This is a genomic window from Chryseobacterium taichungense (assembly GCF_900109935.1).
GTDB classification, from domain to species: domain Bacteria; phylum Bacteroidota; class Bacteroidia; order Flavobacteriales; family Weeksellaceae; genus Chryseobacterium; species Chryseobacterium taichungense.
In genome coordinates, this window is record NZ_FOBV01000004.1 from 82,957 (window position 1) to 107,718 (window position 24,762).

Here is a 24,762-nt window from a genome sequence, read left to right on the forward strand (position 1 = left end):
ACTTTTTGAAATTAGAGATGAAAATTTGACTGTCAACTTTCTCAAAGTTCGAAACTTTGACAAAGTTTTTCAAAATTAAGGTTTATGAATGAATTTTAACCCAGCCAACAATAAATCAATTTCTAAATATTTACATTTGCATAAAATTTTCAGATTTTGAAGAAGCTTCTTAACGAAACAATTATATATGGAATCGGGGCGATCATGCCGAGGATAATTGTCGTATTGCTGAATTACCTATTTATTAAAAATATAGACAACAGTGCATTTGCCATTTTTACTAATCTCTATGCGCTGATATCATTTGTCAATATCGTCCTTTCCTTTGGTTTTGAAACGGCCTATTTCAGGTTTTCATCAGATAAAAATAATGAACAAAAAGTTTTCAACACCTCTTTCTGGTTCTTAACGGGCTTATCAACAGTTTTCCTGATTTTGGTTTTATTTTTTAACCAGCCTATTGCCAATGTTTTTGGATATTCGACCACTCCTGAATATATCAGATGGTTTGCATGGATCGCATTTTTTGATAATATTCTTGTTATTCCGCTTGCATGGTTCAGATTTCACAACAGACCAATAAAATATACGGCAGTAAGAGTCATTCAGGCAGTTTTCCAGAGTGCTTTTGCCATTGCTTTGTTTCTTTATATCCCGCAGGAATTCAGTTTAAAGTTAGGCTTAAAGGAAAAAGTTTCTTATCCTTTTTACAGTAATCTTGCGGCAAGCTTTGTAGGTGTTCTGCTAGTCTTACCTGTAATTTTAAAGGTAAAACTGCAGTTTTCAAAAGATCTTTTCCTGGAAATGCTCAAATATTCCTGGCCGATTATGATTGCCGGACTTGCCTTTATGGTCAATGAAAACTTTGATAAATTTATACAGAAATTCATTATTAATGATGGTGATGCCGGAGCTTACGGAGGATGCTATAAAATGGCTGTTTTAATGACGCTTTTTGTTACGGCATACCGAATGGGAATAGAGCCGTTTTTCTTTAAACAGATGAATAATGAAAATGCGAAGAACACTTATGCCAAAGTAACAGAATATTTCTCGTTTTTTGCATCAGTGGTTGCATTGGGAATTATCGCGAATGTGTCTTGGTTAAAGCTCTTGCTGGTACCCAATAGCTCGTACTGGATCGCACTCAATATCATTCCCATCATCGTTATTGCAAATCTTTTTTTCGGCATTTATTATAACCTTTCCACCTGGTATAAAGTCACTGACAGAACGAGAGTAGGAACATATATTTCCTGGCTTGGCGCCATCATTACGATTATTTTAAATCTTGTTCTTCTCAGAAAATATGGTTTTATGGTTTCGGCGTGGGTAACACTGGCTGCCTATTTTACAATGATGGTGCTGTCTTATTTTTTAGGCCAAAAATATTATCCTATCCCATACAGAATGAAAAAAATCTCTTTTTTCGTGATACTCCTGGCTGCATTCAGTTATATAATTGTAGAATTATTTGATTACAACCTGTGGATCGGAAATCTATTTTTTGTGGCTTACGCGGGTATTCTGATCTATTCTGAAAAAAATATGCTGCTGTCGAGAATTAAAAAATGACTTTGGTCTTTTATTTGTTGCTATGGGTTTCATTTAATATAAACAATACTTAAAAGAAGTATCGTACCTCAGCAACGGTTTTATTACTATCTTTATACAAAAATAACTTACTAAACGAACATACTATATATAATTATGAAAATTATCGTTCCTATGGCTGGACGTGGTTCCAGATTACGACCACATACTCTTACCGTTCCGAAACCTCTGATTCCTATTGCCGGAAAACCGATCGTACAGAGACTGGTAGAAGATATTGCCAAGGTCGCAGGAGAAGAAATTGAAGAAGTAGCTTTCATTATCGGAGATTTTGGTCCCGAGATAGAGAAATCACTGCTTCAGATTGCTGAAAAGCTTGGAGCAAAAGGCAGCATCTACTATCAGAATGAACCTCTTGGGACCGCACACGCGATCAAATGTGCAGAGCAATCAATGAGTGGCAATATTGTGATCGCTTTTGCCGACACTCTTTTCCGTGCAGATTTTGTTTTAGATAAAAATTCCGATGGCGTGATCTGGGTGAAAAGTGTGGAAGACCCGTCTGCTTTTGGTGTTGTAAAACTTGACAACTACGGATTCATCACAGACTTTGTTGAGAAACCTAAGTCTTTTGTTTCAGATCTTGCCATTATCGGTATCTATTACTTCAACAGTGCAGAAAAGCTAATGGATGAGATAAATTATCTTATGGATAATGACATCAAAAATGGTGGAGAATATCAGCTTACATCTGCTTTGGAAAACCTACGTGCTAAAGGTGCAAAATTCACATTGGGAAAAGTCAACGACTGGATGGATTGCGGAAACAAAAATGCGACCGTAGAGACCAACAGCAAAATTCTTGCTTATGAGCAGGAAGCGATGTCGCACTTTCCGGCTTCGGCTCAGATTGAAAACTCACTGATCATTCCGCCATGCTTTATTGGAGAAAACGTGAAAATATCCAATTCAAAAGTAGGACCTGGAGTTTCATTGGGGAACAATACCGTTGTTATTAATTCAAATATTGAAAATTCCCTGATCCAGGAAAATACAAAAATCAACCACGGAAATCTTTCCAATTCCATGATCGGAAATTCGGCGCAGTATTTTGGGGTAGCGAGGGAAATTTCTCTTGGTGACTATTCAGTTCTTGATTTCTTATCGAAATAATTTGATAGAGATATATCAACGTAAATAACTATCTTCAAACCACACAAAATGTTTTGTGTGGTTTGGCGTTAATATTGCACCGTAATTTTTTAAAATTGAAAAGGTAAATACATGAAAAACTGGATCATAGTACTGTTATTGCTTTTTGCTGTAACTTCTTGTAAAACGAGAAATGCGGCAAAAAAGTCTAAAAATAGCATTAAAGTTGATAGTACATTCGTTCTGGAAAATGACCAGAATCCCAAAGATATCAATGAACCCATAAGAAATAAACTTCCGTTTTTTGAGCACGTGATTCCTATGCCGCATTTTGAGCAGATCAAGATCAATAGCAAAGTTAATGTGGAAACAGGAAGCTTTATACCTACATTGGACGCTACCATTTATATTGAAAAAGATAAAAAAGTCTGGATGAATCTTCAGGCATTCATCATCACTGTAGCACGCGGAATGGCAACCCCGGAAGGCATCAAAGGCCAGGATAAAACCAGCAAAACCTATATCGATTCTGATTTTGATTATTTAAATAATCTTCTGAATGTGAATTTCATTGATTACAAATCTTTGGAGAAAATTCTCATAGGACGAACATTTGTAAAGGTTAATGATTCCCAGTTTACACTTACTCAAAATTCACAAGGCTTTAAGATGGCATCCAATGTCAATCAGAAAATTGTCACCGATGAAAAGACCAGAGAATACAAAATTGTTCTGAACTACGATACAAATTATGACCTTTTAAACGTAAATCTTAAGGATGTTCTTTCTCCTGATGAGCTTGACGTATCCTACAGTAATTGGGAAGAAATCAACGGAATTCGCTTACCCAGAAATGTTAAAATAATTATAAAAGGTTCGAAAAGCAGTCAGATTTTACTGGAAAATACGAAATTTGACTTTTCGAGGATGGATACACCTTATTCTGTACCATCCAGTTATAAGAAAATTGAGATTAAATGATTAAAAAATTTAGCTTTTTAATAGGTATTTTATTGTTCGGACTGCACTATGGACAAAGCGGTAAAAAAGAACAGTTGCAAAAACAAAATGCTGAACTTAAAAAACAAATTGCACAGATAAATACAGATTTAGCCAAAACAAGAAACGAATCTAAACTTTCAATCGCCTATCTTGATAATGTTAATAAGAAACTGGTACTGAGAGAAAAAGTGTACAACAACACTCAGAAGGAAAAGAGATTTATTGAAGATGAAATTTATCTCCGTCAGTTGGAAATTAATCGTCAGAACAGAGAACTGAAAGTCCTTAGAGAGAATTATGCGAAAGTTCTGGTGAATGCATATAAAAATAAAGGGGTACAAAATAAAGTAACTTTTATTCTTTCTGCCAAAAATTTGGGAGAAGCAATACGAAGGGTTCAGTATCTAAAACAATATTCCGATTATCAGGATAAAAAAGCGGCAGAAATCACAACTGCTGCAGCTAAAATTAAACAGTCTATTGCACAGAAACAGAATTCTGTAAAGGAAAAGGCTAATCTTCTTGTTAATCAGCAGAAAGATTTAACAACGATTAATGCTGAAAGAGCCCAGAAAGAGCAACTTGTAGCAGAATTTAAGAAAAATGAATCAAAGCTTACCTCTGAACTCCGACAAAAACAATCGCAATCCAAAGCATTGGAAGGGCAGATCAGATCGATTATTGCTGAAGAGATAAGAATAGCCAAAGCAGAAGAAGAAGCCAGAAAAAAAGCAGAAGCTGAAAAAATACGTCTCGCCAAAATAGCAGCAGAAAGAGAAAAAGCCAGAATAGAGGCTGAAAATAAAGCGCGAGCTGAAGCTTTGGAAAAAGAAAGGCTGGCTGCAGAAAATGAGGCAAGAAAGGCATCAGAACTCGCCGCCAAAAGAGCAGAAGAAGAAAGAAAACGAAACGAAGAGGCTGCCAGATCGGAAGCAACAGCGAGAGATGAAGCCCGAAAAGTAGCCGCAAAAAAAGCGTCTGATGAAGCGGCAGCAAGAGCAAAAGAAGCCTCTGAAAAACTCGCCTCAGCAAGAGCAGCAGAAGCAGCATTAGCCAAAAAGAAGGAAGACGACAAAAAAGCGGCGGAAACAAAAGCAATGACCAATTACGGCGTGACTACTGTTGCCGGAAGTAATTTCGCAGACAACAAAGGAAGACTGGGCTATCCTGCTGATAAAATTGGACAAATCACACACCGTTTTGGAAGACACCCTCATCCGGTATTTAAAAATATTGATGAGGAGAACAACGGCATCAAGATTTCAGTACCATCTGGCACACGTGCACGATCAGTATTTCCGGGAACTGTTTCATCTGTCCTGGCAAATAGTGACGGAACGAAAACCGTTATTCTTAAACATGGTAATTATTTCACCATTTATTCCAATTTGGGAAGTGTGAATGTATCAAAAGGACAACAGGTTTCTGCAGGAACTCCCGTAGGTGTTATAGGGCAGGATTTTGATGGCACCTATACTCTTGATTTTCAGGTATGGAACGGAAGTACACCAGTTGATCCTTTAGGTTGGGTTTCTTATTAAAAAAAGATTAACTTTGTAAAAAAATTAGCAATGAATACATTAACAATATTGTCATTATCATGGCAACACATCCTGATCGTAGCGATCATTCTTCTGTTGCTTTTCGGAGGTAAGAAAATTCCTGAATTAATGAGAGGAGTGGGCTCTGGTATCAAAGAATTTAAAGATGCTGTAAAGGAAGAGGATAAACCAGGTTCTGAAAACAAAACCACCAACAATAATTCTTCTAGCAACTAAAAATTCTTACAACTCAATGAATTTTACAGAGACCGCATGGAAAGTCTTCAATCAAAGTATTGAAGATTATCACGTGTCTGATGATGTTAACACTCTAATTAATAACCCGTTCGAAAAAGATACTTTGGAACGGATTTTGTATGCAAAGAACTGGATTGATACCGTTCAATGGCATTTGGAAGATATAATTAGAGATGAAAATATTGATCCGGCTGAAGCTCTCCAACTTAAAAGAGCAATAGATGCTTCTAACCAGAAAAGAACTGATCTGGTAGAATTTATAGACAGCTGGTTTCTTAAAAAATATGAAAGTGTAACTCCTAAACCTGACGCAAAAATCAATACTGAAACTATCGCATGGGCGGTAGACAGGCTATCAATTCTCGCACTAAAGGTTTATCATATGTCGTTAGAAGCTAATAGAGATTCTGCATCGCAAGAGCACAGAGCCAATTGTCAGGCTAAATTGGATGTATTGCTTGCACAACATGAAGATCTTTCAACTTCTATTAATCAGTTGCTTGCTGATATTGAGAACGGTGATGTTAAGATGAAAGTGTACAAACAAATGAAAATGTACAACGATGAAAGTCTTAACCCAGTCCTATATCAAAAGGGGCAGCAAAAATGAAACGATTTCTTTTTTTTGGAGTATTACTATTAACAATAGCATCTTGTGCAACGGAAAAACCAAATTTTTCTCCGTTGTCTACCAGTTTTTATAGCGAAACAAAAGCATCTGATTCTGATAAAGAAGCGAAAAACAGTATTGATATTAATGTAAAAGGTAATGTAAATGCTTCCGAAATTTCCAATCTAATCGCTACTTTTCCACAATTCAAGAATACAGCTTTAAACAATGAAATTGCAGCCTTAAAGTATAGTTTACAGAATTATCTTTATGCAATAGACGCTGATAATCTGAATGGGAAAAACAAAGCTATAAAAGACTTTGAAAAATCTTATAAAAAAGTTCAGAAACTGAGAGTAAATCTTAACAAAGATGACAATGAGGTTCTCAACCGCTATCTTGTAAGATTAAAAACCAATGTTTCTGCTATCGAAGACTATATTAAAGGAAATTAAAACTAATTTAAGGGGTATTAATGATTAAAATTCAGGCGGAATCCAATGTTCCTACGGAATATGGTACTTTCCGAATGATAGCTTTATCCGAAAACGAGAATGACTGGATGCCTCATATGGCTATCATCGCAGAAAAAACAGATTTTTCAAAACCTGTAAATGTGCGTTTCCATTCAGAATGCATCACCGGAGAAGTTTTCCATTCAAAAAAATGTGAGTGTGGGCAGCAACTCGACGCTGCCATGAAATATATCCATGAAAATGGAGGAGTTATTATCTACCTGAGACAGGAAGGTAGAAATATCGGAATCATCAATAAACTAAAAGCATATTCTTTACAGGAAAAAGGATTTGATACGGTAGAAGCCAATCTAAAGCTTGGACTTCCCGCAGATGACAGAAACTTTGGTGTTGCCATTGAAATCCTGAACTTGTTGGGCGTAAAGGATATTAATCTTCTTACCAACAATCCTGAAAAGGTAAAATATGTAGAAGAAAGCAATATTCATCTTAATTCAAGGATTCCTCTTCAAATTCCGGCCAACGAAATAAGCAGAGGTTATCTGCAGACAAAAAAAGACTATTTTGGTCATCTTCTTGATGACAACGATAAATAAAGCAAAAGCTCCGAAATAAATTCCGGAGCTTTTTTGTAATTATAAAAAACTGAAAAGATATATTTTAATTTACTTTAATGGTCTGTATTTTAGACTCATCAATATTATAGTATTTAATTACGCTGTTGTAATCCTCATAGTTCACATTTGCATTTTTACCAGCACTTGCAGGAACCAATACAATTCTGAATCGTTGATTATTTAAATACTGAGTTGCTTCAGCTGAAGTAAATCCTGTAGCGAGATTAAAATTTTGATCATCTATACTAATCTGTACATTATTCGTATCAAAAACAAAATTATATTGAAATTCTCTGTTTGTAGGCATTCCTGTAGCATCTGGTAAATACATCATTTTTGGAATCAACTGCCAAGAATCACCCAAATATCTATATACCAACACAACATCAGTGCCTTGTATAGCGATACCCTGTGTGAATGCATAACTATTTGAACTAGTAAAAGATCCTACAACATCTTTTGATTGTGAATACGTATCATAATCTGTATCGTCATCCTTACAACTGAATATAAATAAACCTACGAAGGCTAATAGTAAAATTGGAAGAAATTTTTTCATTTTATAAAAGTTTAGTTATTGTTTGTTATTTATAAAGCGTATTCAAATCATATACCAAAAAATTCAAAAACATTGTTTTGCTCATTTTTTTAATTGTATTTTTGTTATTATTCAAAAAAATATGAAGAAACTGGTTCGTACGTCGTTTTTTGTTTTTTTATTATTGAGCTCAAAAATTGCGGCCCAATATCTTCCGCAAAATCTTTCGAAAGAAGATCTTAAGAAAGCAAACCACTGGGTAGATAAAACCTATAGAAATCTTTCGCAGGACGAAAAGCTCGGGCAGTTATTTATTGTGGCCCTGTACACCAATAAGGGTGAAAATGAAATCAGTAATGTAAGAAATATTGTTACCAACGAAAAAATAGGCGGCCTGATCCTGATGCAGGATGATGCAGCAAGAGAAATAAATCTTGTTAACGAATTTCAGCAGAAATCAAAAGTTCCTTTGATGATCGGAATGGATGCCGAATGGGGAATATATCAGAGGATTGCTGCCGCACACAAATTTCCGTGGGCAATGACATTGGGGGCCATTCAGGATAAGAACCTGATCCGTCAGATGGCTGCAAAAATTGCGGAAGATTGCCACAGAATGGGCATCAACTGGGATTTCGCACCCGTTGTAGATGTAAATACAAATCCTAATAATCCAATTATCGGAAACAGAAGTTTCGGATCTGAGGTTAATAATGTGATCAATTCGGCTTTGGCTTATGCGAACGGGCTTCAGGACAATACTATTTTAGCAGCCATCAAACATTTTCCGGGACATGGCGATACAAGCACGGATTCTCATCTGGACCTGCCGGTTGTTTCCCATAATCTGGAAAGGCTGAATGCCGTTGAGCTCGCTCCTTTTAAAGCATTAATGAATAAAGGCATTGGTGGCGTGATGGTAGCGCATTTATATGTTCCGAGCCTGGAATCCGGAAAAGGAATTCCTGCTTCGGTTTCGAAAAATATCATTACCGGTTTGCTGAAAGATCAATTGGGATATAAAGGATTAATCATTACAGACGCTCTCAATATGGGTGCAGTGGCCAACAAATACAAACCGGGCGAACTGGATGCCATGGCTTTTAAAGCAGGAAATGACATCATGCTTTTTTCTCAGGGTGTAGCAGAAGGAAAGAAGCTCATTCAGAAAGCGATCGATAACGGAGAAATTCCGCAGTCAAGGGTAGAAGAAAGTGTGAAGAAGATTCTCCTGACAAAATATTTTTTAGGATTAGACAAATACAGTCCAAGAAATCCTGACAATATCAATTCAGATTTAAATAATGATTCGCATAAAACATTAGTTCAAAATTTATATGCTAACGCTTTAACATTATTAAAAGATGAAAAAAACTTACTTCCATTACAAGGCAAACAGGTTTATTATGTTCCTTTAGAAGAAGCCCCATACCATACATTTACCAATGAAATGGGTTCTGAGATCATCATTAAAAAAGCAAATGAAATCAGCACAATTCCAGCAAATTCTACCGTGATTGTAGGATTTCATAAAGATAATTCAACAGCGTATAAGCCCTACAAAATTTCTGACGCGTCAAAAAAGATTTTATCTGAACTTACTAAAAATCAAAATGTAATTCTTAGTGTTTTCGGAAGTGCCTATGCTTTGAAAGATATTGATATTTCAAAAGTTTCCACGGTGTTGGTTGCTTATGAGAATAATGATGATTCTATGACGGCTACTGCCAAAGCTTTAAAAGGGCAGACAAAAATATGGGGCAGGCTTCCTGTTTTGGTAAATGATGAACTGAAATCAGGAATGGGAATAAATTTGCAGCCCGCACAATAAAATAAAGTAAATCTAATATTTACATAACAAAATCAAACTACAATACAGCAATGAAAATAGGCATACTTTGCTATCCAACATACGGAGGGAGCGGAATCGTAGCAACTGAACTGGGAATGTCCCTTGCCAATAAGGGCTATGAGGTTCATTTTATCAGCAATGCGCTGCCGGCGAGATTAGATATTACCAATCCGAATATTTTTTTTCACAGGGTAAATGTTCAGACCTATCCCCTTTTCCAGTATCAGCCTTATGATATTGCGTTGAGCTCGATGATCTATCGTGTGGTGAATCTTTATAAACTGGATTTGCTTCATGCCCATTATGCTATTCCGTACGCTTATGCAGCTTTTACGGCGAAGCAGATGCTGAAAGAAGACGATAATGATATCCCATTGGTCACTACCCTTCACGGAACTGATATTACACTCGTTGGACAACACCCGAGCTATAAGCATGCGGTAGAATTTTCGATCAATCAATCCGATGCCATCACTTCTGTTTCCGAGAGTTTAAAAAGAGATACCCTTCAGTTCTTTAAGATCAAAAAAGAAATTCAGGTCATTACCAATTTTATTGATAATTCTGAATTTGATGAATGCAATGAATGCCAGCGGACACAGTTTGCCAACCCGGATGAAAAAATTCTGATTCACGTCTCTAACTTACGACCGGTAAAACGTGTGGATGAAGTATTGCAGATTTTCAAAAATGTACAGAAAAAGGTAAAATCAAAATTAATCATCATTGGCGAAGGCCCGGATATGGAAAAAGTCAACCAGTTTCTGGAAGAAAATCCTGATCTGATCTCAAAGATTCGTCTGCTCGGAAAAGTAAACGACCTGTACCGGATTCTTCAGCTTTCCGATGTGTTTTTATTACCCTCCGAACAGGAAAGTTTTGGATTGGCTGCATTAGAAGCGATGGCCGCCAATACACCAGTCATAAGCTCCAATGCAGGAGGAATTCCGGAAGTAAACATCCAGGGAGAAACCGGATTTTTAGCAGAAATCGGAAATGTAGAAGCGATGAGCAACTATACGATCAAGCTGTTGAGCAATGAAGAACTTTTAAACGAAATGAAGAAAAACGCAAAAGAACAGGCCATCAAATTCGATTTAAAAAACATTCTTCCCATTTATGAAGCCATGTACAGAACGACCATCGAAAATTTTAAAAGTGAGCTGACGAAAGCATAATCTTTTTTTATCTTGTAAAATACAGGCTGCATTTCTTGATGATGCGGCCTTTTTTATTGCTTTATTCCGATTAGACTTATTTTTTTAAGCACAAATCTTAATATTCATTAAAATTATAAATCCATTTAAAATTTTAAATTAATAAATTTCATATTATACTGATTTTTAAATATTTAAATGACGCTACAAAGTTTTTTATTATTTTAGTTTCCTTAATTAAAAAATTATAAATGATGAGTACAAACAATCAAATCAGTGTAGAAATCCCGAAGGCAGTACTTGATGAAGTAACGCAAAAGCTACAGGACTGCAAAACATTATTAGCACCCTATCTACAGGGGCTAACAGTAGAACAGAGAAAAAAACTTTTTAAAATGGGTGACAAGACCGTTGCTACCGTACAGAAAGTAAAAGACTATCTCGAAACCAATCCTGAATTTGCGCCGGCCTATATGGACAAAACAGAATTTCTGAAAGATGAAGCCGTGGTTACCGGTCTTAGCCCATTAGGAAATCTGGCAAACCAACTGGCTTCTGACATAGCCGACACCATAACGATCGCTGGAAGTGAAGCTTTAATCTCTGCTTTATTTTATTACGGAACGACCAAAGAAGCTGCCGATAAAGGGATTGCTTCCGCGAAACCCATTTATGACGATCTTAGCCAAAGATTTGTAAGAAAGGGAAACAAAGCTGTTCCTAAAAAAGAATAACTGATCACTTCTTATCTGAAAAACGACTCTTTTATACTCAATGACGAGTATAAAAGAGTCGTTTTTGAATATAAAAGACTCAACGTTGTCACAAAAAGACTCACCGACGAGGTAAAAAGACTCGACAACCACTCTAAAAGACTGGTTTTTGAGATAAAAAGACTCAACCGCCAGTCTTTTTACCTCAACGGCGAGTGTTTGAGTCTGTTTTCTGTTGAGACCGCAAGAGATTATTTTCTTCCTGAAGTTTTTTATTCTCATTTTTCAACCTTTCGTTCTCTTCTTTTAAAAGGCTGATATAACATTCCAGGATTTCATTTTAGATTCAAAAAATAAGAATTAACGCATGATGATTGATGAAAAAATATTATATTTAGCCCTTTAAAACTAAAATAACTATGAAGAGAAAAATCATTCTCAGTCTATCTTTTCTGATAGTCTCCCTCACTATTCTATGGTCGTGCCACAATGAAGATTTTACCAATGGAGAAAACAATCCCCAACGAAACAATGCCAATTTCTTTAAACATTCTCAAAAAGGCGGTTTGAATGAATGCCAAGGCAGGGGTAGATTATGTGGCTATTCTGGAAGCCTATAACAGAGAAACCGATTTTTTATCTAAAATGCCCGATCAAAGAGGAATGCCTATTTGGGACAAAATGCAGGTGGTAGATACGGAACAAGCAACAGGACTCATGATTCCCCTTTCGCATGATAATGAGACCATGAGTTCTGTACTTTTTGCCACTTTGGATGACAAAAACTCGGTAACAGGAGTGAAAGATTATGATAATACAATGCTGAAAGATATCGTTTATAATGAAGGTATTGACATCAAATTGCGAGAAAAGATGTTTTTTACCTTTATGTATATCGATAACAAAACTTTTGGAACAAAGCTTTTTACCAATGCCCCCGAAGGAATATTAGATGAAATGAAGTTTGATAAGGAGAATGGAAGGATTTTGATAAAAGATTTTGAAGAACCTAAACCTGTTCATAGTGAATCTTCAAAGATTCTGTTCTTTGAGAGTTGCGGTCTCAGTTGGTCCTGCAAAAATCATGAAACCTGGTCTAAATGCGATCATTGCCCTGCTTGCTATTCAACGTCCTGCAATACCATTATGGTCTACATCCCGGACGAAAGTTTCCCGGGGTCTCCGGGATCACCCGGCGGCGGAGGTGGCGGCGGCGGCGGCGGAACTCCCGGTTCAGGAACACCACCGAAGGATCCTTGTACTTTAAGCACGGATGTATTTTACAGATTAGCTCCCGGATGTAATGGTGGTGGCGTGGATCCGGGTATTGAGCTTGATGATCCTTGTGAAAAAACAAAAGCTTTACTTAATAATCCTGAAGTACAGACTAAATTAGACAGTCTTAAAAACAAATCTTTAAGTAAAGGAGAAATAGGTTTTAAAACGAAAAAAGATGGAACAGTAACAGGGTATATTAGTGGAGGGAAACACGAGGTAAATTTAGGTGTAAAAACCGGATACCAAGGAGGCTATCATAATCATACCCCTACAGGAATATCCATGCATTCACCACCAGATATTGATAATAACTTATTGGCATTTGCAAGAGCTCAGCCTGCCGGGGAACATAAAAATGCTTACTTTGGTATGATTGTAAAAAAGGCTTGCACAGGTTGCCCATCAGGTTATAAAATACATCATTATATCATAAGATTCGATGGAGAATATAGTGATGCTTTGACTAGTTTTTCACAATTAGATTTGGATAATTTTAATATCGATTATCAAAATAGAGAGTTTGATATGACAAATCCAACAGGTGCCTATGGCACAACTTATATAGATAGTACAGGAAAAATAACAGATGAAGGCTTAGAAAAATTATTTTTTGATACTTTAAAAGCAATGAATTTATCTAATAAAATTCTATTGCAACGTGTTGAAGAAGATGGGACTATTAATAATATTACTATAAATTCTGCTGGTACTCATACAACACCAATACCATGTCCATAAATTAATTCAGAAAAATTCAGAATATGAAAAAAATGATTTGCAAAAGCATAATATTCGTATGTTTAATTACAATAGTTAATTCCTGTAAGGCACAAATATTGCCGATGAATACAGCCTTAGACAACATTCCTGGTAATGCACATGTCAAAGATTTGAATAATGAATTAGATCCATATATAGGAACTTACAAAGCAAATTTCCAAGGTGATGAAATTACATTATTTATAATAAAAGAAGAAAATAAATTAGAGAAAAGAGTTAATAAACAATTTTATCGCGATGCTTTAGTAGTAAAGTATATCGTGAAAAATGCCAATGGGTCCATTTTGCAGAATACTCAAAACACCTCTACAAATCAGTTATATAGTATAGGCACAAGGCCATCTGAAAATTCTGTAATACTATATTATTATGGAACTAATTGCGGAGTTGGATGGGGCAAAGTAACCTTAAAAAAACTTAACTCCACTCAAATATCATGGGATTACGATCCCAACAGCACTTCTGTACGAGAAGACTGTCCTGCCACTGCTGACAAGACAGTTTATTTACCTGAAACGTCGGGCTTAATTTTTACGAAACAATAAACAAAAGCCCCCGAAGGGGCTTTTAAAATAACAAAATATGAAAGAAATAGTATTTATTTTATTGTTCCTCTCTGTTTATGGTAACGCTCAAGTTATAAAAGATACGGTTTTGGGTAAGCCAAAGTTTGTAAAAGAGTATGTGGTTTTTCTAAATGATTCCGGTCCTTCTACTTTTATGAAGAGTGATGATGAATATGGTCATGCGATGATTATGAGACCTGATAATTTAAGAAAAAGTATGGCGGGATCTTGGTTCGAAACAAACTTTTGCCGATATATCAATAACGAAACCGCTTATGACAAAAACCGCAATATCACAAAAGAAATATGGTACTATAGATCGGGAGAAATTGTAGATGATTATGATTATACGTATGATAATTTAAACAGATTAATCATCAAAAAATCTAAAAACAGTTACTCAGAAAATATTTTCCGCTATTTTTATGAAAAGAACAGTAAAACGGTTACATTTAAGGAATATTACTCAAAATGGAAGGATGAACCGATGAAGAAATATGTTGGAAAATATGAAAACTTCCAGCCTATGTTAACAACAAAATTCGACACTATTACAAAACCGACAGTATTTTCATTATAACAAATGATATTTGGAAAAAAGTTGGGGAACGTTCTTATACTGAAAGCAAAGATTCTATTTATCACAAGAAATTATGTCAGGTAAAAATTTACAATAACGAGTATAAAGTCATTGAAGCAAAATTCTTTGATTATAAACTTGATTATGAAAATAAAAAGATCTTTTTATCCGGACATATTAAATATGAATATGATGAATTTGGGAACCTAACAAAAAGTACGGATATTAAAGATGGAAAGTATCATTATTATAAAATATCAGGAAAAGGGAAAATAATTGAAGAGGAAAAAACCGGTGATTATGCCCAAACCAGCTACACAACTTATAACTATACAAAAGATCAAAAGTTAGAAAGGCAAACCATGTATTATAAAAACAACGTTTGGTCTGATATAAGATTTGAATATAATGGTAATTATATAGTAAAACTTTACTATTTAGATAAATTCGGACGTGAAGATAAAGATATTAAACCCACAGTAGTTACTTTCAAATATACCTTCGACAAGCATAAAAACTGGACCCAGATCATCAAAAACGTAGATGGCAAAGATCTTTATAAATGGGTAAGAGAAATAAAATATTATGAATAGATTGCGTTCAAATTGAGATAGATTTTTTTTATTGTCAATCATACAAATTCCCTAAATTAGCTCAACACAAAAAACACTCATGACAGAAAAATTACTCCAATACCTTTGGAACTATAAGGTTTTTACCCATTTTGACTTCAGAGACATTGAAGGAAATCCCATTGAAATTTTAGATTTTGGAAAATGGAATACCAATTCCGGTCCGGATTTTCTAACGGCAAAAATAAAAATCAATAATATCATTTTGGCCGGTCATATAGAGCTTCACGTAAAAGCTTCTGACTGGATTTTTCATAATCATTCTCACGATCCCAATTATCAAAATATTATTCTGCATGTTGTTTATCACAACGACATGGAAATCGAAGAACTAAAGAATAAAAATGTCCCGACTCTTGAGTTAAAAAGCTACATTGATCAGAATATTCTCTGGAAATACGAAAAACTGTTGAGCGGAAACCAGTTCATCGCTTGTGAGAATATTATTAATTCTGATAAAATTCCGATGCATTTTCATGAAGAAAATGTTCTTAAGAAACTCCATGAGAAATCTGCCGAACTGGAAAAAAGTCTTGACAAGTTTAAAAACAATTTTGAAGCGGTATTGTTTCATAGTCTTGCCTATTCGTTTGGATTGAAAGTCAATGCCGATATTTTCAGGCACCTTGCAGAAAGTATTGATTTTACTATTATCCTTAAAATCAGCCAAAACAAAACACAGTTGGAAGCTTTATTATTCGGAATTTCCGGATGGCTGGAAAGTCCACAGGATGAATCAATGAAAATCTGGAAGCGGGAGTTTGATTTCCTGAAAGCAAAATTCAACATATCTGAATTGAAATTTCATCCTAAATTTTTAAGGCTTCGTCCGCCCAATTTCCCGACCATTCGCCTGGCGCAGCTTGCTGATTTATACCATCAACATCAGAATTTATTTTCCAGGGTCATACATGTAAGATCAACAGAAGAATTATTCGATTTATTTAAAGATATAAAAGCTTCAGAGTACTGGAACAACCATTTCAATTTCGGGAAAATTTCCAGTGTTGAGCAGCCAAAAGTCATCAGCAGAGATTTTATTGAGCTGATTATACTGAACACGGTGTTGCCGCTGAAATATACGTACCATAAATATCACAACGAAGAAATTGCAGATCAGATGCTTGTTTTTTATAAAAGCCTTCCTGCAGAAAAGAATTCCATTATCGACAGCTGGAAGAAAATAAAAATCGAAATCCCGACTTCACTGGAAAGCCAGAGTTTGCTTTATCACTTCAATCATTCCTGTGTTGAGAAAAATTGCTTAAATTGCGGTATTGGATTTAAACTTTTAAAAGAATCTTAACATGCTAGACAACATCCGTCACAAAATGGAAAGAGAATGGTTCGGTGTCCTTACCAGAACCGGCGCAAAATTGGGTATTCCCGTATCCAAGCTCAGGGTTTTCTTTATCTATTCTACTTTCGCTACGGCTGGTTTCTTCTTTTTAATTTATCTCGGATTGGCCTTTACACTTTGGGTGAAAGATATTTTTATCACGAGACGACCTAATGTTTTTGATCTATAACTATGGAATTTTTACAGATTACATCCTCTGAAGACTACAGAGTAAAGGAGATTTATGATGCTTACTGCTCCACTTTTCCTGAAGATGAAAGAAGAGATTGGGATAAACTTGCCACGTTATTTTCACATCCGAAGGTAAAAATAATTTCGGTGTTGCATGAGTCTGAAAATATCGGATACCTCATCCTGTGGGAACTCAGTAATTATACATTTGTAGAACATTTTGAAGTATTTGAAAAATTCCGGAGCCAAAAACTGGGATCACATATTACCAAATATCTTTTTGAAAATTATCCAAGAATAATCCTTGAAATAGAACCTGAACATTCCGGTGAAGACGCAGCGAGACGCTACTCATTCTATCAGAGAAACGGCTTTCGACTGATCGATGAGATGTACGTACAGCCAAGTTATGGAAAAGGTAAAAAACCGTTGGATCTATGGCTGCTCTCTAACTACAACCCTGAAAATTTAAAAGAAATCAAAGACGAGATTTACGATATCGTTTATCATTAAAAAGTTCTTATCAAGCATCGAATTTACTTTTTATTACTTTCTTTTAATCTTTTTAAGAAAACAGGAAAGCATTCATCCATTCTTGATAAAGTACCTGTCAAATTTTTAGCTCTTACAAAAGTTCTTGTCTGAGGCTTATCCAGAAAAGAAAACTCGATAAATTCTGAAATTCTTTCTCTGGGAATTCCTTCTTTTGTAAAATAATCGTCCTCTACCCTTTCCCTGACCCATGCAATATCTTCCTGAAGATCGTCGTATCTGTACTGGCGTTTCATTCTTCTGGCATCTCCACTGATAAGATCATATAATCCCTGGATATTCAGATTTCCTAAAAGTATCGGAAACAGAACCTGCTTCACATTAGCCGGTTCTTCTCTCATTTTTCCTTTCGGCTCGGGAAGTCCTACGGCATCTTCTACGATTTTTCCTTTATCAATTTTTGCAACTGCCCGGGAATCTTTTGCAATGTCACCGGTGATTTTGGCAACCTCAACCTCTTCAATGGGCTGGGCAACCCGTATCAGTTTTATATTCAGATTTTTATTGATAAGATATTTAGCTTGTATCGAAGATCTTTCAAATCCTGCACGCACAAAACGGATCTCATCTTCCGGTGCAGCTTCTATGGAAAAAGTTCCATCTGAAGCGGTGTACGTTTTTTTATCTGAAGATATATTCATAATGGTAACAGCAGGCAGAACCACTCCGTCTTCATCGGAGATCGTAGCTTTTACAATTTCCTGCGAAAATATATTTAAAAACGGAAATAAGAGAAAAAGTAAAAGTTTTATCTTCATCACTTTTTAAATTGTACTACAAATTTATGGAGTTTTGTATGCGGAAATCCTATTCAGCACCGCATTTTTAAATCTGTTCATATCCGCTTCGGTTACATATCCGTATTTCAGAATATTTTTTCTTTCGAAGCCCGTTCTCAGAATATAAAGAATAAAATGCTGTATCTGAGATTTGTCAATTTTAAGTTCTTCAAAAAATTCATTTCCAAGAGCATTCTGAAGATAATTTAACAGGTCAACATCATCCCATTTATCTTTAATTTTTCCGAATGAGAATACCCCTTTGGTGACCGGCTGTACAAACTCACCAGGTCTTGGTGCCAAAACGGAAGGATCGGATCTACGGGACATATAAATAGCAAGATCATTTTTAAGCTTTTGTACTTTCCGCGGTGCATTCAGGTTTTTGGAATCAATTTTAATATCTCCTGTGATCTCTTTTTTTATTTCAACTTCTGCGATTAACGTTGCAGCTTTTATAAGCGTTATGTTAACCGGCGCACTGATGTTGTCATTTGTAATTTTCCTGTTAGCTCTTTCGTATCCGTTTTTTACAAAGCGAAGTTCATCGCCGCTTCTCCCGGAGATCATAAAATGACCGTCGCGGTTGGTAGGAACCCTTTCGTCCGTTCTGATATTGATGACCGTTACGCCAGGAATTTCAGCGTTATCTTCAGAAATTACTTTTCCGAAGATGTAATCCTGAGCTTTGGTATTGATGAAAAAAACAGTTAATAAAATAAAGAATAGTTTAATTTTCACGGAAAGTTTTTTGTTAGAGCAAAACTAAAATTATTTTTAAATATTACGTAAAGTTTAACCACACTTAACTCGTTTTAGGATTTCTTTTAGATTTTTCTTTCCAAAACTGTTAAATCACCAACCAGAATTGTTAAAATTTCATTTAAAAATTAATTAACTTGCAGATTGAATTCTACTCAAAATGCAAAATTCTTACACAGTCATCAACGCTTCAGCAGGCTCAGGGAAAACATATGCCCTTGTGCAGCGTCTTTTGATGATCTGTCTCCGCTATCCCAACCAACAACAGTCGATCAGGAATATTCTTGCGCTGACTTTCACCAACAAGGCAGCCAATGAAATGAAAGAAAGAATTCTTACGTGGCTTGGAAATTTTTCTTCAGAAGACTTTGCAACTAATGGAGATCTTAAGAATATTCAGAAAGCATTTGAGCAGGAAGGATTAAAAATTACGATTGATGAACTGCATATCCGCGCTAAAAAGTTGTTGGATTATGTTCTTCATAACTATTCTACTCTAAATATCGGAACGATTGACCGTTTCAATTCACGGTTGGTGAGAAGTTTCTCTTATGAATTAGGATTAGCAAAAAACTTCAACCTCGAAATTGAAGCCGAACCTTTTCTGATAGAAGCTGTCGACAAAATGCTTGACCAGATTGGGGAAAATGAAGTTATCTCCGAGTCTTTCATGGATTATGTCGATTACAGCCTGGAGAATAATGAAAGGATCAATTTAAATAAAAGTCTTTATGATTCAGCGAAAGAATTTGTAAAAGATATTCACTACGAACATCTTAAAAACAATAAAGATTTCAACAGCGCGAATTATGAAAATATAAAAAATACGCTCCGCAAAGAGATTGTATTATATAAAAAACAAGCAACTGAACTTGCAGAAAAATCAATTGACTTATTCCAATCAAGAAATATTGAGGTTGAAGATTTTGCACAGGGAAAAAACGGAATCGGCGGATTTTTTACCAAGGTTTTAGACTTTTACCAGCAAAAACGTCCTGGCTTTCCTTTTCCTACTACCGCAGAAGAATCTGTGGTGAACAATTACCGTAAAGGAGCTTCTGCAAAATCGAAACACAAGGAAACAGACATTTTGGAAATCCTGGATGAATTGCTGGAAAACAGAATGAAGCTGATTCTTCTTTATATTGAAACACAGAAGAAGGAGAAAATTTTATCAGCACTTTTACCGCTGAAGGTAAATAAAGACATCCAGGATGAATTGAGGAAAATCGAGCAGGAGAATGATCTTGTTTTACTCAGTAAATTCAATATCCTGATCAATGAAAATCTCCGAAACGAGCCTTCTGCTTTTATTTATGAAAAAGTAGGTTCGCAGTTTCAGCATTATTTTTTTGATGAGTTTCAGGATACCTCCGAACTGCAGTGGCAGAATTTTCTTCCGCTGAGAGATCATTCGATTTCGACGGAAAATACTTCATTCACATTGGTTGGTGATCCAAAACAGAGTATTTACCGTTTCCGTGGAGGAGAAAGCAAGTTGATGCTTGATATTATTAACAAAAAAGAAATTTCGCCTAAAGAAGCAGAGCTTCTCGTATTAAAAGACAATTGGCGCAGTGCTCAGAATATTGTCCGTTTCAATAATGATCTGTACCGATTTCATTCTGAAATTCTGGAAGAAGAGCACAAAAATATTTTCGGAACAGATGCGGAACAAAGTCCTAAATCTTCAATGGAAGGCCGGGTGAAAGTTAATCTGATTGAGAATCTCACCAATGACGATTTTTACAATGACACTTCGGAAAGAATGCGTAAAGATATCCAGGAAAGTCTGGATAACGGCTTTAAATTTTCTGACATTACCATTCTCTGCCGTGGAAACTTCGATATTTTCAGCTATTCTCAAAAGCTGGGAAATCTGAAAGTTTTTTATAAAGGTGAAGAAACCAATATCAAAACCATTTCTGATAAAGGACTTACCCTGGAACTTTCAAACACATTAAAAGCGGTCATTGAATTTCTGAAATGGGAAGTCAATCCGAAAAACAAGCCGAATCTGATCATGATGATGTATTACCTGAATCAGCTGGGAAGAATACATATGAATGATTTCACGTTGGAGATGAAAGAAATTCTTGATATTAATGCTCACGAGGAGGTTTTACTATTCATTCAAAATAAATATTCCTTACAGCTTAAGCAGGACCATTTTCCAAGATTTAATCTCTACAATTTTGTGGAATACTATATCAATGAATTTTCTGTTGAAAATAAGGAGACTGACTTTTTGTTGAATTTTCTTGAAATGCTGTTTAACTTTACCCAAAATGCAGGTGCCAGCACAAAAGAATTTTTGAAATATTGGGATGAAGAAGCTTCTTCATATACGATTCAGGCTTCCGAGAATATTGATGCGGTGCAGATCATGACGATTCATAAAGCGAAAGGTCTTGAATTTCCTATTGTTTTTATTCCGATGATGAATAAGAACCGCGATGCTGAATTTACCAACTGGTTTGAAACCTCACAGGATACTGCTCTAAAGTCGGTCAATATTAATCAGTTCAACAAAAATCTGGAAATTTACGATGAAGAGATTCAGAAATTTAACAAGCAAAATTCCTACAAAAATTTTGTAGACCGGCTTTGCCTGCAATATGTTGCCACCACCCGTCCCGTAGAACAGCTGTTCTTTTATATTCAAAAAGCTAATAAAACCTCCAATAATCTGGAATTGCTGGAATTTCTACAGTCGAAAAATACTGAGAATCTTGATGAGTTTGATCTTTATGAAGTGAATCCTGAACAGTTGAAAAAACATTCGAAAGAGAAAACCACTTCTTTTAAAACCAAAGACATCCATGTCCTAAAAAATATCAGCGAGAATACAACTTCGATCAAAATTGCAACGCCATCTAAAAATTATCAGGTCAGAAATGAAAAAGTGAGGATTGGTCTTTTTGTGCACGAGCTTTTATCACAGATCAATACCCAAAAAGACATCCCTAAAGTTCTGGAATGCTACATTCTTGAAGGCCAAATCACCATTGAGGAAAGCCATACGATAAAGCAGGAGCTGGAAAAAATCGTAGATACACACAGCGAATTTTTCGATGAAAAATGGGAAGTGATTAATGAAAAAGATATTATGATTTCGGAAAATGGAGAAAACAGAGTGTATAGACCTGACCGTATTTTAAAGAGCGACGAAGGTTATATTATTGTTGATTTTAAGACAGGGGAAGAATCCGCGAAAAATGAACGCCAGATCGAAAATTATAAAAATATTCTTGAAAAGCTGGGAAGAAAGGTATTGAACACACAACTTATTTATCTGTAAGATGGATCTCAATTTCTTAACTGAATCATAGATTTCCATAAGTAGATTTTAGAACTTCACCGTGGTTAAGAGATAAAGTTTCGGCGGCACCTTTGGTGCCGCCGAAACTGTTTTATGCTAGAAAAAATTAAGCTGTCGTATCTGGATTGAAAACCCTCTGTGCAAGTTCCTGGTCAAAAAGATACAATGCAGATGGGTTATCACTTACCATTTTTATTTTTGTCACCAGCTGAGAAGCGCTTGCTTCCTCCTCTACCTGCTCATTAATGAACCACTGTAGGAATGAGGTCGTTGCAAAATCTCCTTCATCATTGGCATTTTTCACGATATTGAAAATGCTTTTTGTTACTTTTCTTTCATGCTCCAATGCTCTTTCGAAAATATCGATTGCTCCTAAAAATTCGTGAGGTGGCTTTGGTATTTCACCAATGATGATTTCCCCTCCTACGTCATTAAGATAATCAAACATTTTATCGGCGTGCATCAATTCCTCTTTGCTCTGTACTCTGAAATAGTTGGCAATTCCGTCCAGGTCTTTTCCTGAAAACCATGCAGACATAGACAGGTAATATTGAGCAGCGTATTGTTCGTGAGCTATTTGTTCGTTAAGTAATTTCGCAATTTTCTCGCTAACCATAAGTAATAAATTTACGGTCAAAATTAGGGAATAAAACCCCGAAATCAAAAGTTTTAATAGAATTAATGGAAAAAGGGTGGAATAAATTCCACCCTCTAACACATTAAAAAATCAAAATTATAAACTACTTCGTTGCATCCGGAGCTACCGTATTCATTGGCTTATGCATTTTCGCTCCTCTCTCTTTCATTGCCATTCTTCTTTGTTCCATTTTAGCTTTTCTGTCAGCCTGCCATTTATCATATTGCTGAGGCGTCAGAATCTGTTTCATATCGGCATCCATTTGTGCTCTTTTAGCTTTCATCTCTTCCATTCTTGCCTGTCTTTCGCCCTTATTTTTTTCAAAGTCGGCTTTCATTTCTGCTTTTCTTTTATCCTGCAGCGCTTTGATTTTGTCGACCTGAGCTTGGTTCAGGTTTAAATCTTTCTGCATTTCTGCTAAGTGCTCTTGTTCCTTTTGCTGAAACTTCTGTTGCATCTCAGCTTTTCTTGCTTGTCTGTCCTGAGGAGTAGTGGTTTGTTGTGCTATTGCAAAACTTCCAAATCCGACAAATGCTGCTGCTAATACTAATTTTTTCATATTCTAAAATCTTTAATTATTTCTTTTATACCTTTTTGATTATTGGTTAAAACAAAAGTTAAAATGTAAATTTCATAAATTTTGTTAAAATTAAATATCAATTTGTCAATAATGATTATAAAAAAAAGAGCAGATTAAAAAAACCTGCCCTTCACACCACTTAAATATAATATATGAAAATTAATTCTTTGCAAATCCGTTTCTGAAACCGCCGTTGCCTTTTCTTTCACCTCCATTATTCTGCTGTTTCGGCGCTGAATTTTCACTTCTTCTAAAACCTCCTTCATTTCTGAAACCACCATTATTTTCTCTTCTCGGGGCCTCTTCTCTTCTCATTTCCCCACCTCTGAATCCGCCTCCACGATTTCCATTGTTTTCAGCTCTTTCATTACGGAATCCTCCATTATTTCTGATTTCGGGATTATTATTTCCCCTAAATCCTCCGTTATTTCTCGGTGCATTATTATCACTTCTGAAACCGGAATTGTCATTGCTTCTTTTATCTGCCTGGCCACGGAAGCTTCCATTATTACCATCTCTTACAGGACCTCTGAAACCATTATTTGGTCTGTCGGATCTTACGATTTTGAAAGTCGGATTATCCATTCTTCTGAACTTCGCTCTGTCGACCCTGTAGATATTGATGTTTACGTTTCTGTATCTTGGCATCGGTCTGCAGATTGCTGCATAATGCGTTCTTCTGTAATTCTGGAAATAAACTACCGGGCTATATCCTCTGTAATAATTATTCTGAAAAACTACAAAAACTCTCGGTCCCATAATTCTCTGTAACGCGTAGAATCTGTCATAGTACCATCTGTCCGGATTGTATCGGTAGAATCTATTCCATGATGAAAAGCTTACATAGAGATTGTTTAATCTTATAATCTGATCAATCTGCCATGGACTTAGCCTGTTTTGAGTAAAGAAAACATTCCAGTTGATATTAACGATACTGTTTCTGTAATCGTTGTAATTAGTCTGGTAATAATCCTGTGGATAATAGTCCTGAGGATAATTATAATAATAGTCATCCGGGAAATAGTTCTGATCATCTTCATCACTGTAATAGCCTCCGTCATTCTGATAATATCCGTCATCCTCCCAACCGTTGTTTGGATACTGCTGAGCAAAGGAAAACATTCCGAGGCTCAAAGCAAAACCGATCAATATTTTTTTCATTTTTATAGTCGTTAATTGGTTAATAATAGTCGAATTTCTTATTCTACCTTTTTGATATAAATCGAAAAAAGAAGTTAAATCTTACGATAAAACTTCTTTTAATTTTATATTAAATAATTGAAAATCAAATGT

Annotated in this window: 25 protein-coding genes; 19 read left to right on the top strand and 6 right to left on the bottom strand. The window is 35.6% G+C overall.

Annotation, left to right across the window (positions count from 1 at the left end):
- Positions 1 to 156: 156 nt before the first annotated feature.
- From BMW64_RS09685 to ribA, 8 genes are all read left to right on the top strand, one after another.
- Positions 157 to 1,575, top strand: a complete 1,419-nt coding sequence (locus BMW64_RS09685) for a lipopolysaccharide biosynthesis protein (protein ID WP_089999788.1) — start codon at positions 157 to 159, stop codon at positions 1,573 to 1,575.
- Positions 1,576 to 1,710: 135 nt separating this feature from the next.
- Positions 1,711 to 2,727, top strand: coding sequence for a sugar phosphate nucleotidyltransferase (locus BMW64_RS09690; protein WP_089999789.1), 1,017 nt, complete (start codon positions 1,711 to 1,713; stop codon positions 2,725 to 2,727).
- Between the two features lie 111 nt (positions 2,728 to 2,838).
- Entirely contained in the window at positions 2,839 to 3,687 is an 849-nt protein-coding gene (locus BMW64_RS09695) for a lipoprotein insertase outer membrane protein LolB1 (RefSeq protein ID WP_089999790.1), read from the top strand.
- Entirely contained in the window at positions 3,684 to 5,249 is a 1,566-nt protein-coding gene (locus tag BMW64_RS09700) for a peptidoglycan DD-metalloendopeptidase family protein (RefSeq protein ID WP_089999791.1), read from the top strand. Before BMW64_RS09695 ends, BMW64_RS09700 begins: the two co-directional genes overlap by 4 nt.
- Positions 5,250 to 5,279: 30 nt before the next feature.
- Positions 5,280 to 5,486, top strand: a complete 207-nt coding sequence (locus BMW64_RS09705) for a twin-arginine translocase TatA/TatE family subunit (RefSeq protein ID WP_042721620.1) — start codon at positions 5,280 to 5,282, stop codon at positions 5,484 to 5,486.
- A gap of 16 nt (positions 5,487 to 5,502) precedes the next feature.
- Complete coding sequence (locus BMW64_RS09710; protein ID WP_089999792.1) at positions 5,503 to 6,117, top strand: DUF4254 domain-containing protein; 615 nt, start codon at positions 5,503 to 5,505, stop codon at positions 6,115 to 6,117.
- Positions 6,114 to 6,572 carry a hypothetical protein gene (locus BMW64_RS09715; protein WP_089999793.1) on the top strand — a complete coding sequence of 153 codons (459 nt, stop codon included), beginning with the start codon at positions 6,114 to 6,116 and terminating at the stop codon, positions 6,570 to 6,572. Before BMW64_RS09710 ends, BMW64_RS09715 begins: the two co-directional genes overlap by 4 nt.
- Before the next feature lie 20 nt (positions 6,573 to 6,592).
- Complete coding sequence (gene ribA, locus BMW64_RS09720) at positions 6,593 to 7,189, top strand: GTP cyclohydrolase II (RefSeq protein WP_089999794.1); 597 nt, start codon at positions 6,593 to 6,595, stop codon at positions 7,187 to 7,189.
- 64 nt (positions 7,190 to 7,253) lie between these two features.
- Here the strand turns inward: ribA and BMW64_RS09725 are convergent, their stop codons facing one another.
- Positions 7,254 to 7,769: a hypothetical protein gene (locus BMW64_RS09725; RefSeq protein ID WP_089999795.1), complete on the bottom strand. Its 516-nt coding sequence runs from the start codon at positions 7,767 to 7,769 to the stop codon at positions 7,254 to 7,256.
- Between the two features lie 121 nt (positions 7,770 to 7,890).
- Here BMW64_RS09725 and BMW64_RS09730 point away from each other — a divergent pair, with 121 nt between their 5' ends.
- From BMW64_RS09730 to BMW64_RS09775, 10 genes are all read left to right on the top strand, one after another.
- On the top strand, positions 7,891 to 9,579 hold the full coding sequence (locus BMW64_RS09730; RefSeq protein WP_089999796.1) for a glycoside hydrolase family 3 protein: 1,689 nt from the start codon (positions 7,891 to 7,893) through the stop codon (positions 9,577 to 9,579).
- Positions 9,580 to 9,629: 50 nt separating this feature from the next.
- Positions 9,630 to 10,778 (top strand): N-acetyl-alpha-D-glucosaminyl L-malate synthase BshA, encoded by a 1,149-nt coding sequence (gene bshA, locus BMW64_RS09735; protein WP_089999797.1) that lies wholly within the window; start codon positions 9,630 to 9,632, stop codon positions 10,776 to 10,778.
- Positions 10,779 to 11,008: 230 nt separating this feature from the next.
- The gene (locus BMW64_RS09740) at positions 11,009 to 11,491 is read left to right on the top strand and encodes a hypothetical protein (protein ID WP_089999798.1); all 483 of its coding nucleotides are present in this window, start codon (positions 11,009 to 11,011) and stop codon (positions 11,489 to 11,491) included.
- Positions 11,492 to 12,040: 549 nt separating this feature from the next.
- Positions 12,041 to 13,486: a hypothetical protein gene (locus BMW64_RS09745; RefSeq protein ID WP_089999799.1), complete on the top strand. Its 1,446-nt coding sequence runs from the start codon at positions 12,041 to 12,043 to the stop codon at positions 13,484 to 13,486.
- 32 nt (positions 13,487 to 13,518) lie between these two features.
- Entirely contained in the window at positions 13,519 to 14,073 is a 555-nt protein-coding gene (locus tag BMW64_RS09750) for a DUF6705 family protein (protein ID WP_317048317.1), read from the top strand.
- A 37-nt stretch (positions 14,074 to 14,110) separates the two neighbouring features.
- On the top strand, positions 14,111 to 14,674 hold the full coding sequence (locus BMW64_RS09755; RefSeq protein ID WP_089999801.1) for a hypothetical protein: 564 nt from the start codon (positions 14,111 to 14,113) through the stop codon (positions 14,672 to 14,674).
- A 362-nt stretch (positions 14,675 to 15,036) separates the two neighbouring features.
- On the top strand, positions 15,037 to 15,267 hold the full coding sequence (locus BMW64_RS09760; protein WP_089999802.1) for a hypothetical protein: 231 nt from the start codon (positions 15,037 to 15,039) through the stop codon (positions 15,265 to 15,267).
- A gap of 79 nt (positions 15,268 to 15,346) precedes the next feature.
- The gene (locus BMW64_RS09765; RefSeq protein WP_089999803.1) at positions 15,347 to 16,612 is read left to right on the top strand and encodes a DUF2851 family protein; all 1,266 of its coding nucleotides are present in this window, start codon (positions 15,347 to 15,349) and stop codon (positions 16,610 to 16,612) included.
- 1 nt (position 16,613) lies between these two features.
- The gene (locus BMW64_RS09770) at positions 16,614 to 16,835 is read left to right on the top strand and encodes a PspC family transcriptional regulator (protein ID WP_029297636.1); all 222 of its coding nucleotides are present in this window, start codon (positions 16,614 to 16,616) and stop codon (positions 16,833 to 16,835) included.
- A 2-nt stretch (positions 16,836 to 16,837) separates the two neighbouring features.
- A complete protein-coding gene (locus BMW64_RS09775) occupies positions 16,838 to 17,350 on the top strand; it encodes a GNAT family N-acetyltransferase (protein ID WP_089999804.1) in 513 nt (170 codons plus the stop codon).
- 23 nt (positions 17,351 to 17,373) lie between these two features.
- Here the strand turns inward: BMW64_RS09775 and BMW64_RS09780 are convergent, their stop codons facing one another.
- Positions 17,374 to 18,147 carry a carboxypeptidase-like regulatory domain-containing protein gene (locus BMW64_RS09780; protein WP_089999805.1) on the bottom strand — a complete coding sequence of 258 codons (774 nt, stop codon included), beginning with the start codon at positions 18,145 to 18,147 and terminating at the stop codon, positions 17,374 to 17,376.
- 24 nt (positions 18,148 to 18,171) lie between these two features.
- Complete coding sequence (locus BMW64_RS09785; protein WP_089999806.1) at positions 18,172 to 18,909, bottom strand: carboxypeptidase-like regulatory domain-containing protein; 738 nt, start codon at positions 18,907 to 18,909, stop codon at positions 18,172 to 18,174.
- A 181-nt stretch (positions 18,910 to 19,090) separates the two neighbouring features.
- On the opposite strand from BMW64_RS09785, the gene BMW64_RS09790 reads away from it, so the two are divergent.
- A complete protein-coding gene (locus BMW64_RS09790) occupies positions 19,091 to 22,231 on the top strand; it encodes a UvrD-helicase domain-containing protein (RefSeq protein WP_089999807.1) in 3,141 nt (1,046 codons plus the stop codon).
- 127 nt (positions 22,232 to 22,358) lie between these two features.
- Here BMW64_RS09790 and BMW64_RS09795 read toward each other — a convergent pair whose 3' ends face one another.
- The 3 genes from BMW64_RS09795 to BMW64_RS09805 form a co-directional block, all read right to left on the bottom strand.
- Complete coding sequence (locus BMW64_RS09795) at positions 22,359 to 22,868, bottom strand: ferritin (protein ID WP_089999808.1); 510 nt, start codon at positions 22,866 to 22,868, stop codon at positions 22,359 to 22,361.
- Positions 22,869 to 22,992: 124 nt separating this feature from the next.
- On the bottom strand, positions 22,993 to 23,448 hold the full coding sequence (locus BMW64_RS09800; protein ID WP_089999809.1) for a Spy/CpxP family protein refolding chaperone: 456 nt from the start codon (positions 23,446 to 23,448) through the stop codon (positions 22,993 to 22,995).
- Positions 23,449 to 23,628: 180 nt separating this feature from the next.
- Positions 23,629 to 24,630, bottom strand: coding sequence for a hypothetical protein (locus BMW64_RS09805; RefSeq protein ID WP_089999810.1), 1,002 nt, complete (start codon positions 24,628 to 24,630; stop codon positions 23,629 to 23,631).
- Positions 24,631 to 24,762: the final 132 nt, after the last annotated feature.